Raw genomic sequence first — 13,648 nt, forward strand, 5'->3', positions numbered from 1 at the left:
CTTGACCGGACGCTAGAACGTCGCCACTCACAGGGCAAACAGTTTCGGGGCCCATATTCCCCTAGGTCAGTCGAAGGAAGCGCCGATGGCAAAGGTACTTACCCCCGGGAGATGCTGGGAAAACTTGTCGGCTTCAACACGGAGTCCCAGCGCAGCAACATTCCCCTGATCGACTTCGTCGAGGACTACCTCGCCGGACATGGCGTCAGCGCGACGCGGGTGCCGGACGAGACGGGGCAGAAAGCCGCACTCTTTACGCAGATCGGGCCGGATGTGTCGGGGGGCGTGATCCTGTCGGGCCACACCGACGTGGTGCCCGTGAAAGGGCAGGACTGGACCAGCGATCCCTTCGTGCTGACGGAACGGGAGGGGCGGCTTTATGGGCGCGGCACGGCGGACATGAAGGGCTACCTCGCCTGCGTGCTGGTGGCGGTGCCCCGGATGCTGGCCGCGCCGCTGAAACGCCCGATCCAGCTGGCCCTGTCCTATGACGAGGAGGTCGGCTGCCTTGGCGCGCCGCCCCTGATCGAAGCGATGCGCGCCGCCCTGCCCCCGGCGGACGCCGCCATCATCGGCGAGCCGACGCTGATGAAGACGGTCACCGGGCACAAGGCCATCGCGGACTTCACCACACGCATTCGCGGGCACGAGGTGCACTCAAGCCTGATGCACACCGGCGTCTCCGCAACCATGGCGGCGGCCGAGCTGATCCAGTGGCACGCCGCGCGGACCGAGGCGAACCGCGCAAGGGCCGAGCCGGACTCGCCCTACGTGCCGCCCTGGACGACGCTGCATGTCGGCGTCGTGAAGGGCGGCACCGCCCATAACATCACCGCGCGCGACTGCATGTTCACCACCGATATCCGCGTCCTGCCCGGCGAAACCGCCGAGGATTGGCTGGCCGCCTATCGCACAGAGGCGGCAGCGCTGGAATCGCGCCTGAAAGCCGTGCACCCGGACGCGCGGGTCGAGATTACAGTGAACGCCGTCGTCCCCGCCTGCCGGGCCGAGGATAACGGCGCGGCGGAAGCGCTGGTGCGTAGCCTGACCGGGGACAACTCCGTCAACGTGGTCGCCTACGCGACGGAGGCGGGCCAGTTCCAGGACGGCGGCTATTCGGCGGTGGTCTGCGGCCCCGGCTCCATCGAGCAGGCGCACCAGCCCGACGAGTTCATAGCCGTATCCCAGCTTGACGCCGGCGCGGCCTTCATCGCGCGGTTGATCGCGCGCCTCAGCGACTGATGGCGCCATCCTCTGACGGAAGCGGCAGCACCCTGACCCCCGGCGCGGCCCCCGCCAGCGCGGCATAGGTGTCGGGCCAGGCCAGCCGGTCCTTGCGCATCCGAGGGCGCGGCCAGAGCATGTACTGGCGGTTCCCCTCACCCAGCGGATGGGCGCGGTTCAAGTCCGTCGCGGCTTCGGCCATGGCGCGGGTACCGTCGCCGCGGCCAATCTCCAACAGCGCCTCCGTCGCGCGCTGGCTGAGCGAGGGGCGGCGGTAGATCTGCTCAAGGTCATAGCCGGGGCTGTCCTCAAGCCCGGAAAGCAGGTTCAGCAGCGCACCCGCGTCAGAACGCACCATGGCATGCGACCAAAGGGTGATGGGGCTGTCGGGGAACGCCCCCCGGATCCGGCGGATCACTTGCCCCCAGTCCGGGGCATTCCGGTCCCAGGCGGCGCGAAAGGCCTCGGGCTCGGTGAATTCCGGCAAGGGCGCGCGCAGGGACTCGCAATAGATCGAGCGCGTGAAGTTGATCAGCGGGCGCACCGCGAGGAAGATCTCCACCTCGTGCCCTGCCAGCAGCCCCGGCAGTGCGCCCAGGCGCGCGGCGACATCGGGGTACAACTGCCCGCCCAGCACGATTTCCCCCGGCGTGCCGATCAGGTTCTCATCCGACAGGATCAGCCGGTCGATATCGTCCCGGCGCAGCTGCGGTTCAAGGAAAGCCTCGGCCTGGCGCACCGCCTTTGCCTGTCGCTCTGCATCCCAGCCCGGCCGCTGCCAGACCCGGCGCGTCACCTCGGCACGCAGATCGTCAAGCGGCACGAAACCGACGCGGCGCGCGGCCAGCAGGTCCGCGTTCCGCTCCAGCGCCGTTTGCAGGTAGGTGGAGGCAGTCTTGTGCGCCCCAAGATGCAGTGAGATTTTCACGCTGGCCCGACCCTTCGCCCCATTTCACGCCGCGCGACGAGTACGCGGCCAAAGTAAGCAACGCCTTAACGGAAGCCGCCCCCACCCGGCAAGGTGGGGGCGGCCCGTTGCGCAGTCATGCGGCGCCTAGTTGCCGTACGCCACCGATGGCAGCCATGTCACCAGCCAGGGGAACTCGAACACGATGAACAGGCCCAGCAGCTGCAGCAGCACGAAGGGCACCACGCCGCGATAGATATGCCCAAGGCTGACCCCCGGCGGGCAGACGCCCTTCAGGTAGAACAGCGCAAAGCCCACGGGCGGCGTCAGGAAGCTGGTCTGCAATGTCACCGCCACGAGGATCGCGAACCACACGATGGACGGGTCGCGCACCACGCCAAACCCCTCGATCGGCAGGTTCAGGCCCAGGATGATCGGCAGCATCAGGGGCATGATGATGATCGTGATCTCGATCCAGTCCAGCAGGAAGCCCAGCAGGAACACGATGAACAGGATGAACAGCACGATCAGCCACGGGTCCTGGAAGGTGGCCAGAACCATGCTTTCCACGATCTCGTCCCCGCCGTAGCGGCGCAGCACGAAGGCAAAGAAGTTCGCCGCGAGGAAGATCCCCACGATGTAACCTGCGGTGTTCAAGGTTGAGCGGCTGACCTCTTTCAGCACGGTGTAGTTCAGTTTGCGGTTGAACAGCGCCAGCAGCGTCGCCCCGAACGCCCCAAGCCCCGAGGCTTCGGTCGGCGTTGCGATCCCCGCGAAGATCGAGCCGAGCACCAGCAGGATCAGGAACATCGGCGGCACCACCGACAACAGCACCTCGCGGATCACCGGCCAGCCCACCTCGTCATGCTTTTCGGGCGCGGGCATCGCCTTGGGGTTTATCAGACCGTAGATCACGATGAACACGATATAGAGCCCGCCCAGTAGAAGCCCGGGAAACAGCGCGCCCATAAACAGGTCGCCCAGGGAAATGGCCAGCTGGTCGGACATGATGACCAGCATGATCGACGGCGGGATCAGGATGCCGAGCGTGCCTGCGCTGGCGATGGTGCCCGTCGCGATGGGCTTGGAATAGTTCTGCTTCATCATCGCCGGCAGCGCCATCACGCCCAGCAAGGTCACCGACGCCCCGATCACCCCGGTGGAGGCGGCCAGGATGATCCCGATCAGCAGCACCGTCAGGCTGAGGCCCCCGCGCAGCTGGCCGAACAGCTTCTGCATGGAATGCATCATGCGCTGCGCCACGCCCGACTGGTCCAGCATCAGCCCCATGAAGATGAACATCGGCAGCGCCACCAGCACTGGGTTCTTCACGATGGAGCCGAACAGCCGCCCGCCCAGCGCGCCAAGGCGCTGGTAATCGATGCCTGTGCGGTCGAACTCGATGATGTCGCGGAAACTGGCGCGGAACGGGTCCAGGAAGATCTCGGCGAACAGCGCGAAGATCAGGCTGACCCCGACCAGCGCGAAAGCCACCGGGATGCCGCGGAACAGGAAGGTGATGAACATCAGGAACATCGCCAGCACGGCAATCTCGTTCAGGGTCAGGTACTGGCCCAGGAATTCAAGGATGAACATAGGCTCAGGCCCCCCGCTCGCCGCGATCGAGCAGGCGTGCGCCCAGGATCAGCAGGATGGTGCAGATGAAAGTGATGATGATGGTGTACTTGATCTCCTCGACCCCCAGTTCGAGGTGGCCGAAGATCCCGTTGCGGGAAATCTCGCGGTCCGTCACCTCGGCCGGGGTGGTCAGGCGCAGGTACCACCAGATCGCGTAGTAGGTGACAAGGTTCACGCCGAACATCGTTGATGGGAACGCATAGAGCAGCTGTTTCCACAGCACCGGCCTGGTCATTTTCGACAGGTAGCGGACATAGGCGGACCAGACCGCGAAGGCGATGAAGATGAACGACAGGTTCATGAACACCTTCAGGATCCAGAGGTTGTGCAACCCGTTGGGACTGTCAGAGCCCTCCCATGCCTGGACCGAGCTGATTGCGTAGTGAACCGTCACGTCCCAGCACATCAGCACGAAGGGCAGCAGCAGCCAGACCAGGCCGAAAATCTCGATCCGGTTCTTTCGCGATGTCGAGTAGTGGTCATAGAAGATGTCCACGCGCACGTGGCTGTTCGTGGTGACGGCGTAGCCGATGCCGATCAGCACCGCCGCGCCGTAAAGCCACCATTGCAGGTCATCCAGCCACGCCTGGTTGAACCCCGAGCTGCGCAGGACCACCTGCGAGCAGATCGCGATCATCAGGATCGGGAACAGCCAGGCAAAGAAGTTCGAGATGACCACGGATATGCGATCACCCCGGTTATGCTCCGCGCGGCCCACTTCACCGGGGTCGGAGAGTTGGATGATTTCCTCGACTTCTTTCATGGCAGGATCCGATTGTCAGGGGACAGGTCACCGGTCCGCGAATTGCGAACGGTCGTTTCCGGGGCAGCCTGATGCCGCCCCGGATCGATCTTGGACGTGGGGTCTTACCGCGGACGCGGCAGGTAGATGTTGTTCGACCAGATCTCGTAGCCGTCCCGGTACTCCTGCAGGTCGGCCCAGACGCGGGCGAAAAACTCGTCCTCGGCTGCAAGCTCTGCCGCAACCTCGTTCCAGGTGCTCTCGAACGTGTCGAGGATCTCGGGGGACCACCGCTTGATGGTCACGCCGTTGTTCTCGGTGTTGTCGACCATGGCGGCGTAGTTCGTCGCCTCGCCTTCCGCGTAGTTGGTGGTGATGTTGGCCAGGCAGGCGATGCGGATCTGCTCCTGGCTACGCTCGTCCAGGGCTTCCCAGCGGTCCTTGTTCACCAGCAACTCGAACATAGTGGCGGGCTGGTGCCAGCCGGGGAAGTAGTTGAACTTCGCGATGTTGTAGAAGCCCAGGCGCGCATCGATCCGCGGCATGGAGAATTCGGTCGCGTCGATCGCGCCACGCTCCAGCGCGGGGAAGATGTCACCCCCCGCCAGCAGCGAGGTGGACACGCCGAGCCGCTGCATCACTTCCGCGCCGAGGCCGAAGAACCGCATGTTCAGCCCTTCCAGGTCGGCAATGGAGTTGATCTCGTTCTTGAACCAGCCGGAGGTTTCGGGCGCGATGATGCCGCAGGGCAGGACGTGAACGTTGTAGCCGTTCATGTCGTACATTTCCTGGAACAGGGCCGCGCCGTCGTCGTACAACATCCAGCCTAGGAATTCCCCCGCTTCCGGACCGAAGGGCACCGCCGCGAACAGCGAGGCTGCGGTAATCTTGCCCTGCCAGTAGCCCGAGGTGGTATAGGCCGCATCGACGGAGCCGTTGGACACCGCGTCCAGCGCTTCCAGGGTTGGAACCAGCTCGCCCGGATCGAAATGCTCGAACTCGACGCCTTCCGAGATGGCATTGATCTTTTCAACGAAGTCCACGCCCGCGGTGCCGAGGATCGGCAGGTTCTTCCCAAAGGCGCTGGTCATCTCGAGCGTTTCCTGCGCGGCCGCCGGCATGGCGAGCCCCGCGACGAGCGCAGTTCCAAGCATGAGTCTGGATTTGAACATTGAAGTCTCCCTGTTTTTGTTAGTGACCCCTTTGTGGGGTCTACGTATACGTTAACCGGCTATCGTTGGCATTCAAACGAAACCGTCCCCGGTAGCGCGGAAAGATGTAGAGCAACGGGTCGCATTGCAAACTAATTCCGCGCATTTTCGGCAATATTGGTCTTTTTTTCTTACCAAAGACGCCCCACATACCCAGTTCCCGGTACAGATTCCGGCGAACCGCGTGCGTGGTTGCGCAAGAATCTTGCGGCGGAAAGTGATGTGCCTGCGTCAAAAAGCAAGAGATTCGTCGCACTCCGGGTACCGAGTGTTTACTTCACATGCCTGAAGGATAGATAAGGCTAACCAACCTCCAGCCAGGATACGCATGCCCATCGTCGTCTTCTTCCTCATCCTCGCCGGGGCGATCGCCGTCGCGATCCTCTATCCCCACCTGCGCATTCTTGCACTTGGTGTCGTGGCGCTGTTCGGCTCGCTGGCCGCCTACCTGTTCTTCGGCGATTACGGCACGCCCGCGAACCAGGGGCAGCGCATCAGTGTCGATGAGCTGGTGCTCGAGGATGTGACCTTCGTGCAGGACAACCGTTTCGACCGGCTTCAGGGCCGGGTCACGAATACGTCCGAGGCGTACCGGCTGCGCGATTTCGACGTCGCCGTGCGCCTGTTCGACTGCCCCTTGCCCGACGCGGAGCGCAGCGCCTGCAACGTCGTGGGCGAGGAGACGGGCATAGCGCGCGCCGATGTGCCGGCGGGCCAGACCCGTCCCTTCGACGCGGTGCTGGGGCTGTCGCAACTGCCCGCGCTGAAGGGTGTGCTGGTCTGGGACTACGAGATCACCTCGACCCGCGCGACGGAATAACGCCCGGGGGCCCGGTCAGGGGCATACTCCCGCCCCGCGTCAGGGGCAGGTGATCGGCATGCGCACGATCGCAGCATCGCCGCTGACGCGCGACACTGGCACGCGGCATCCCGTCGTCTGCTCCACCGCGACAACCGCCGCCGCCATCACCTCGGCCGTGTCGGGTATCCACATCATGTTGGTGCGCAGCGCCTGCGCGCGCTTGCCCTTGGTATGGACAGCGAAACGGTACTCGCCCACGCTCACCTGCCGCGAGGGGCCATCGAACCCCGGTCCGGGGGACGCGCAGGCGCTGGCCGCCAGCAAGGCGCAAAGGGCAAGGCAACGGTGCATGGAACGCTCCTGTTCGGTGATGCCCCGATCTTGCCCGAAGTTGGTTAATCAAACCCTAAGACCGCGCCGTCGCAAAACCCGGTTCCCGGGCCCAGTTGGCTCTTGGCGGCGCGGGCGCGCGCGCCTATCCTCTGGCCCGACCCTCAAGGAGCCATCGCCATGAATTGTGTCTTCGTCCAGCTGCGCTGCTCCCCCGGCAAGACCTACGAGGTTGCCGACGCGCTGTATGACCTGGAAATCGCGTCCGAACTTTACTCCACCTCAGGCGAATACGACCTGCTTATGAAGCTCTATATCGAAGAGGATGAGGATATCGGGCGCTACATCAACGACAACGTGCTGAAGATCCCGGGCATCGACCGCTCGCTGACCACGCTGACGTTCCGCGCGTTCTGATCCCCCGCCTAGGCCGGGGGCAGCATCGCCTCCAGCGTTTCCAGGCGGTCCGCCTCGGCGCTCGGCTTGTCCCAGCGCAGCCGGGAGATTCGCGGAAAGCGCATCGCCACGCCCGACTTGTGGCGCTTTGAGCGGTTCAACCCCTCGAAGGCCACCTCCAGCACCAGCCCGAATTCCGGCTCGGCCCGTACCGAGCGGACCGGGCCGAACCGCTCCACCGTGTTGTCGCGCACGAATTTGTCGATCTGGCGCAATTCCTCGTCGGTGAAGCCGAAGTACGCCTTGCCCACCGGCACCAGCTGCCCCTCGCCGTTCCAGACGCCGAAGGTGTAGTCGGAATAGAAGCTCGACCGTTTGCCATGCCCGCGTTGCGCGTACATTAGCACGGCGTCGATCACATGCGGGTCGCGTTTCCACTTGAACCACGGCCCCTTGGGGCGGCCCGGCACATAGGTGCTGTCGCGCCGCTTCAACATCACCCCTTCGATCACCGGGTCGGGCGGCGCGGCGCGCAGCGCTGCCAGCTCCTCCCAATGCGCGAAATCGATCAGGGGCGAGACGTCGAAGCGTTCCGCCGGCAGCCCCGTCATGAATGGCACCAGCCGCGCGCGCCGCTCGGCAAAGGGCAGCGGGCGCAGGTTCTCACCCCCCGCCTCCAACAAGTCATAGGCGCGGATGAAGGCCGGGAAGCGGGCCATCATCGCCTTGGACACCGTCTTGCGGTTCAAGCGCTGCTGAAGGTCCGCAAAAGCGCCGATCTGCCCGTCGCTGGCGCGGCGCACCAGCAATTCGCCGTCCAGCGCCCCCTCGAATGCCATGTGGGCGATCACGTCCGGAAACGCTCCGGAAATGTCATCCCCGGTGCGCGAATAAAGCCGCCGTTCGGTCCCCTCGGCCGTGGCCTGCACGCGGATGCCGTCCCACTTCCATTCCGCCAGGAAGTCGCCTGGCTCAAGCTTCGCAAGCACCGCCTCGTCCAGCGCGCTCGCCAGCATTACAGGGCGGAAGGGCGCCAACGCCGCCTGCACGGGCTTGTCCGCCCGCCCCTCTGCCCAGGCGAAAACCTGCCTGTAGGGCGGCTGAAGCCCGTGCCAAAGCTCCTCGATCTCGGCCACGTAGAAGCCGCCGAAATCCGCCAGCGCCTGTTTCGCCAGCCGGGCCGAGACGCCGACCCTCAGCCCCCCGGTGGCCAGCTTCACCAGCGCATAGCGTTCCGAGGTGCCAAGCCCGTCAAGCAGCCGCGCCATTTCCGCCCCCGCGCCGGCCCGCCCGGCCCCGTTGAGCTGCGCCACCACGTCCGACAACGCCGGATCGAGCGGCGGGCCCAGCGGTTCCCAGATCAGGGCGATGGTCTCGGCCAGGTCGCCGACATAGTCGTAGGACAGGGCGAACAGTTCCGCATCGATGCGCTCGCTGACCAATTCGCGCAACAACGCGGGCTTGACGGTGCGCAGATCCAGGTCCCGGGTGATCGCCGCCAGCCCCAGCCCGCGGTCCGGGTCCGGGGTCTGCCCGAAGTAGTCCACCAGCAGCCGCAGCTTGCCGTTGCGCGACGGCGTCAGCGCCAGGCGTTCCAGCAGGGCGGCGAAACGCTTCATTCCTCGGCCTCGTCCTCGTAGCCGACCAGGTGCAGCGGCCGCGCCGCGCGCTGGTTCAGCGCGCACCAGCGCACCAGCGCCTCCTCCCGTCCGTGGGTGACCCAGACCTCCTCCGGGTCCAACTCGGTGATGGTGTCGGTCAGCTCCCCCCAGTCGCAGTGGTCCGAGATGACCAGCGGCAGTTCCACCCCGCGTTGCCGGGCCCGCGCGCGCACCTGCATCCAGCCAGAGGCGAAGCAGATCAGCGGATCGGGAAAGCGCTGCCCCCACTTCGCCGCGAAGGCCGAGGGCGGCGCGAGCACGATCCGCCCGGCGAAATCCTTCGGCTCCGCGTCCGAGGTCGCGGGCAACAGCGGCCCCAGCGCGATCCCCTCGCCCTCGTAATAGTCACACAGCTTCTTCAGCGCCCCGTGGATGTAGAGCGGCGCGTCATAGCCCGCGTCCCGGATCAGCCGGATCACCCTCTGCGCCTTGCCCAACGCATAGACCCCGACCATGTGCGCGCGCTCCGGAAACCGGGTGAGCGAGGTCAGCAGCTTGCCGATTTCCGCCTGCGGGTTCGGGTGGCGGAACACCGGCAGCCCGAAGGTCGCCTCGGTAATGAAGACCGTGCCGCGCACCGGCTCGAAGACCTCCGCCGTCGGGTCGGCCAGGCGCTTGTAATCCCCCGCAGCCACGACCGAGACGCCATCCTTCTCCACCCGGATCTGCGCCGAGCCGAGTACATGCCCCGCCGGATGGAACGAGACGCGTACCCCGTTCACCTCCACCACACCCTCGGGCACCTGGGTCGAGCCTGCAAACCCCGCCCCGTAGCGGATCGCCATGACGTCCAGCGTGCGGCGCGTGGCCATCACCGCGCCATGCCCCGCGCGCGCGTGATCCGCATGGCCATGGGTGATCAGCGCGCGGGCGACGGGGCGCACCGGGTCGATATGGAAATCGCCAGCGGGGCAATACAGCCCCTCGGGGCGGGGATGGAGCAGGGCGTCGGGTGTCATGGCCCAAACCTAGCGCATCACGCGCCCGTGTCAGCCCATGTCAGTCCGACGCGGCACAGGCGCACTCAGCGTTTCAGCAACAGGCCCTCGATCTTCACATCGACCTTCACCAGATGCGCCGCGCGGGAAAACATGTTGGAACGGCTCATGGAATAATGCGCGGCAAAGGCCGTCCGGCAGCGCTTGGCGCAGAGCATCCGCACCCCGCGCATCAGCATGCGCTTACCCGGCGCGCCCATCGCCCATGTCAGCCAGCGGCTCGCCCCGCAGGTGGTGAACACGCCGAACCGCTCGATATGCCTCAAACCCGGCTCGATCGCCCCCCGCTCGGGCAACTGAAAGGCGACGCCGGGCAACAACACCCGGTCCAGCCAGCCCTTCAGGATCGCCGGCACACCATACCACCAGGTCGGATAGATGAAGATCAGCGTATCGCACGCCTTCAGCGCGGCAATGTGGCGCTGAAGCGCCGGATCGTCCGGCGCGCCTTCGGCATATCCCGCCCATTCCGCCGCGCTCAGGACCGGCGCGAACCCCTCCGCGTAAAGGTCCAGCAGCGTTACCTCCGCCCCCGCCTCTTCCAGGCGGCGCAGCACCAGGTCGCGCACCGCCGCCGTGAAACTCTCCGGGTTGGGATGCGCATAGACGACCAAAGCGCGCATCACACGGCCCCTCCGGGTGACGGCGGGACACAACCGCCCCCCTCCAAATTCTTCAAATATCCTCGGGGGGAGGCAAGCCACCGGCTTGCCCGGGGGGCAGACAGCCCCCCGCCACCGCCGCCGCGGGCGCTTGCGCCCGGGGCGGCAATCCACGCAGCCATCACGCCCCCTCCATCAGGTCGTCCAACTCGGCGAAAGACGGCAGGTTCCGCGCGATGGCGCGGCCCGCGCGCATCACGATCCGGTCGGACTGGGGCCGGGCGAACAGCTCTGTCCAGCTGCGCGCATTGAACAGCAACAGGTCCGCGGGCGCGCCGGGGCTGAGCGGCTGTTGGGCAAATCCGCAGATCCGGGCCGGGGTCTCGTTCACCGTCATCGGCCAAAGCTCCTTCCCGTGATCCAGGTGCCCGATCCGCACCGCCTCGCGCAGCACCTCCAGAAGGTCCATGTCGCCATAGGCATAGAAGGGATCGCGCGTGTTGTCCGAGGCGAAGGCCAGCGGGATGCCCCGCGCCGCCATTTCCTGCACCAGCGTGATGCCGCGATAGCGCGGCGTGCGCCCCGCCTGCCGGTCCTGCAGGTAGAGGTTGCACATCGGCAGCGACACGACGCTGATCCCCGCCTCCGCCACTAGGTCCAGCGTGCGCGCAGACTCGGCCTCACCCTGGGTCGAAAGCGAACAGCAATGCCCCACGACGACCCGGTGCGCGAAACCCGTTTCCAGCACCGCCTCGGCGATCACGCGCAGCACCGCGCTACCCGGATCCAGTGTTTCATCTACGTGGAAATCCACGGCCAGCCTGCGCGCCTGCGCCATGTCCAGCACGAAACGCACGCGCTCAGCGATGTCGGGCAGCGGATAGGCCACCGCCCCGAGCACGCCGCCATGGGCCTGCACCAGGTCCGCGGTGCGCGCATAAGCGCCATGGGCGCTGACGTCCTCGATCCCGACAAGGCAGACGCCCTGCAGTTCGATCCGTCCGGCCCAGTCCGCGCGCAGCTCGGCAAAGACCGGCCAGGTAATCTCGTCCTGCGGCGGCACGCTGTCGAGATGCGTGCGGATCGCGCGCGTGCCATGCGCAAACGCGCAGCGAAGCGAGAAGTCCATCCGCCGGCGCACGTCCCCGGCGCTCCAGTTGGCGGCGCGATCCGCACCCACCGTTTCCAGCGCCCCGGCAAAAGTGCCGTCGGGATTGGGCGCGCGCTGCCAGATATGGCCCTTGTCGAGATGCGTGTGCATGTCCACGCCGCAGGGCAGCACGATCCGCCCGCCCATATCGAGATGCGTATCGGCAGGCCCCTCTGTGATCCGCCCTCCGGCGATGGTCAGCGCGATCGGCGCGAAGCCGGGGCCGGACCCGCCCGTGTAGCAGGCCGGCGTCACCAGGTTTTCCAGCCGGACGCGCCCTGCCCCCGGAAGGGCCATGAAATCGTGCATCATTCCTCCGGCTTCACGGCGCTTTCGTGCCACTTGTGCAGCAGCAGGTGGCTGAGCAGGCTGAGGCAGGCGAAGATCACCACCCCCGTGGCCGCGATCAGGAACAGGGCCGCAAACATCCGCGGAATGTTCAGCCGATACCCCGCTTCAAGGATGGTGAACGCCAGGCCAGAACCGATCCCCCCCGTCCCGGCGACGTATTCCGCCACCACCGCGCCGATCAGCGCCAGCCCCCCGGCGATGCGCAGCCCGCCCAGGAAATAGGGCAAGGCCGAAGGGATCTGCAGGAAGCGCAGCCGCTGCCAGCGCGTAGCGCCGTAGATACGGTAAAGGTCGCGCAGGTTGTGATCGGCCGAGTTCAGCCCCAGCGTGGTGTTCGACAGCACCGGGAAGAACGCCACGATCCACGCACAGATCAGCAGCCCCGCCAGCTTGCTGTCCACGTAGATGAAGATCAGCGGCGCGATCGCCACGATGGGCGTCACCTGAAGGATCACCGCGTAGGGGTAAAAGGACATCTCGACAAAGCGCGACTGGGTGAACAGCACCGCTAGCCCGACACCGCCCACCACCGCGATCAGCAGCGCCAGCAGCGTGATCTGCACCGTGACCAGCAGCGCCTCCAGCAGCAGCGGCCAGTCCTTGACCAGCGTTTCGGCCACCAGCACCGGGCCGGGCAGGATGTAATGCGGGATCTCGTTCAGTGTCACCACCGCCTGCCACAGGCCAAGCGCGATCGCCATGACCACCAGCGGCAGCACCCATTTCGCGATGCGGTTCACCTTGCGGCGGCGGGCGCGGTCCTGCTCCTCCTGGTCGATCTGCAGGTCCAGCGTGTCGGGGATCGGGTCGGTCAAGCTCATGCTGCCTCTCCCATCGCCTCGTGCAGCGCCTGCGAGGCGGCACGGGTGAACGCGGTATACTCCAGCGAGCCGCGAAACGCCTCGGTGCGCGGATAGGGCGCGTCGATGGCCAGCTCCCGGATCACCCGCCCCGGACGGGCGGCCATGATGACGATGCGGTTGGACAGGAACACGCTTTCGAACACCGAATGGGTGACGAACACGACGGTGCAGCCAAGCTGCTGCTTCATCGCCAGCAGGTCGTCATTCAGCTTGAAGCGCGTGATCTCGTCAAGCGAGGCGAAGGGCTCGTCCATCAGGATCAGCCGGGGCCGCGTCACCATCGCGCGGGCGATGGACACGCGCATCTTCATGCCGCCCGAAAGCTCCCTCGGGTAGGCGTCGGCGAAATTCTCCAGCCCGACCAGGCGCAGCGTCTCCATGATGTCGTGGCGCGCGGCAGCGCGGCGCACACCCTTCAGGCGCAGGGGCAGCCAGACGTTGTTCGCCACTGTGGCCCAGGGCATCAGGGTCGGTTCTTGGAACACAACGCCAAGGTCGTCCTGCGCCCCCGCCCCTTCCCAGCGGATCCGCCCCGAGGTAGGATGGGACAGCCCCGCGATCAGGCGCAGCGCTGTGGACTTGCCGCAACCCGACGGCCCGAGAAGCGAGATGAAGTCGCCGTCGCGCACGTCGAGGCTGAGGCGGCGCAACGCCACCACATCACCGCCGAACACCTTGTCGACGGCGCGCATGGACAGGATCACGGGTCGCGGTTCGGCCACATCAATTCCCCTGGTAACGGCACGCGCACCTGACACGGTCTCCGCACGCCC

General features: G+C 66.1%; 14 protein-coding genes. 3 read left to right on the forward strand and 11 right to left on the reverse strand.

From position 1 onward, the window contains the following. Window positions 1-111 precede the first annotated feature (111 nt). Entirely contained in the window at window positions 112-1,242 is a 1,131-nt protein-coding gene (gene argE, locus DJ029_RS15755) for an acetylornithine deacetylase (RefSeq protein ID WP_112323453.1), read from the forward strand. Here argE and DJ029_RS15760 read toward each other — a convergent pair. The 4 genes from DJ029_RS15760 to DJ029_RS15775 form a co-directional block, all read right to left on the reverse strand. Beyond that, complete coding sequence (locus DJ029_RS15760; protein WP_112323454.1) at window positions 1,232-2,152, reverse strand: hypothetical protein; 921 nt, start codon at window positions 2,150-2,152, stop codon at window positions 1,232-1,234. The genes argE and DJ029_RS15760 overlap by 11 nt on opposite strands. A 126-nt stretch (window positions 2,153-2,278) precedes the next feature. Beyond that, the gene (locus tag DJ029_RS15765; protein ID WP_112323455.1) at window positions 2,279-3,727 is read right to left on the reverse strand and encodes a TRAP transporter large permease; all 1,449 of its coding nucleotides are present in this window, start codon (window positions 3,725-3,727) and stop codon (window positions 2,279-2,281) included. 4 nt (window positions 3,728-3,731) lie between these two features. Next, a complete protein-coding gene (locus tag DJ029_RS15770) occupies window positions 3,732-4,532 on the reverse strand; it encodes a TRAP transporter small permease subunit (protein WP_112323456.1) in 801 nt (266 codons plus the stop codon). Window positions 4,533-4,636: 104 nt separating this feature from the next. Next, entirely contained in the window at window positions 4,637-5,683 is a 1,047-nt protein-coding gene (locus tag DJ029_RS15775) for a TRAP transporter substrate-binding protein (protein ID WP_112323457.1), read from the reverse strand. A gap of 367 nt (window positions 5,684-6,050) precedes the next feature. Here DJ029_RS15775 and DJ029_RS15780 point away from each other — a divergent pair, with 367 nt between their 5' ends. Further along, window positions 6,051-6,542 carry a hypothetical protein gene (locus tag DJ029_RS15780; protein WP_112323458.1) on the forward strand — a complete coding sequence of 164 codons (492 nt, stop codon included), beginning with the start codon at window positions 6,051-6,053 and terminating at the stop codon, window positions 6,540-6,542. A gap of 39 nt (window positions 6,543-6,581) precedes the next feature. Here the strand turns inward: DJ029_RS15780 and DJ029_RS15785 are convergent, their stop codons facing one another. Beyond that, window positions 6,582-6,875 carry a hypothetical protein gene (locus DJ029_RS15785; protein WP_112323459.1) on the reverse strand — a complete coding sequence of 98 codons (294 nt, stop codon included), beginning with the start codon at window positions 6,873-6,875 and terminating at the stop codon, window positions 6,582-6,584. Between the two features lie 159 nt (window positions 6,876-7,034). On the opposite strand from DJ029_RS15785, the gene DJ029_RS15790 reads away from it, so the two are divergent. Then, window positions 7,035-7,271: an Lrp/AsnC ligand binding domain-containing protein gene (locus DJ029_RS15790; protein WP_112323460.1), complete on the forward strand. Its 237-nt coding sequence runs from the start codon at window positions 7,035-7,037 to the stop codon at window positions 7,269-7,271. An 8-nt stretch (window positions 7,272-7,279) separates the two neighbouring features. Here the strand turns inward: DJ029_RS15790 and DJ029_RS15795 are convergent, their stop codons facing one another. The 6 genes from DJ029_RS15795 to DJ029_RS15820 form a co-directional block, all read right to left on the reverse strand. After that, window positions 7,280-8,869 carry a cisplatin damage response ATP-dependent DNA ligase gene (locus DJ029_RS15795; protein WP_112323461.1) on the reverse strand — a complete coding sequence of 530 codons (1,590 nt, stop codon included), beginning with the start codon at window positions 8,867-8,869 and terminating at the stop codon, window positions 7,280-7,282. Beyond that, a complete protein-coding gene (locus DJ029_RS15800; RefSeq protein ID WP_112323462.1) occupies window positions 8,866-9,870 on the reverse strand; it encodes a ligase-associated DNA damage response exonuclease in 1,005 nt (334 codons plus the stop codon). The genes DJ029_RS15795 and DJ029_RS15800 overlap by 4 nt, the downstream gene beginning before the upstream one ends. A gap of 65 nt (window positions 9,871-9,935) precedes the next feature. Continuing rightward, complete coding sequence (locus DJ029_RS15805; protein ID WP_112323463.1) at window positions 9,936-10,532, reverse strand: NAD(P)H-dependent oxidoreductase; 597 nt, start codon at window positions 10,530-10,532, stop codon at window positions 9,936-9,938. 160 nt (window positions 10,533-10,692) lie between these two features. Beyond that, window positions 10,693-11,973, reverse strand: a complete 1,281-nt coding sequence (locus tag DJ029_RS15810; protein ID WP_232823105.1) for a cytosine deaminase — start codon at window positions 11,971-11,973, stop codon at window positions 10,693-10,695. Beyond that, window positions 11,970-12,833 carry an ABC transporter permease gene (locus DJ029_RS15815; protein ID WP_112323465.1) on the reverse strand — a complete coding sequence of 288 codons (864 nt, stop codon included), beginning with the start codon at window positions 12,831-12,833 and terminating at the stop codon, window positions 11,970-11,972. Before DJ029_RS15815 ends, DJ029_RS15810 begins: the two co-directional genes overlap by 4 nt. Then, a complete protein-coding gene (locus tag DJ029_RS15820; protein ID WP_112323619.1) occupies window positions 12,830-13,567 on the reverse strand; it encodes an ABC transporter ATP-binding protein in 738 nt (245 codons plus the stop codon). Before DJ029_RS15820 ends, DJ029_RS15815 begins: the two co-directional genes overlap by 4 nt. Between the last annotated feature and the right edge of the window lie 81 nt (window positions 13,568-13,648).

Source organism: Oceanibium sediminis (assembly GCF_003265325.1).
GTDB classification, from domain to species: domain Bacteria; phylum Pseudomonadota; class Alphaproteobacteria; order Rhodobacterales; family Rhodobacteraceae; genus Halovulum; species Halovulum sediminis.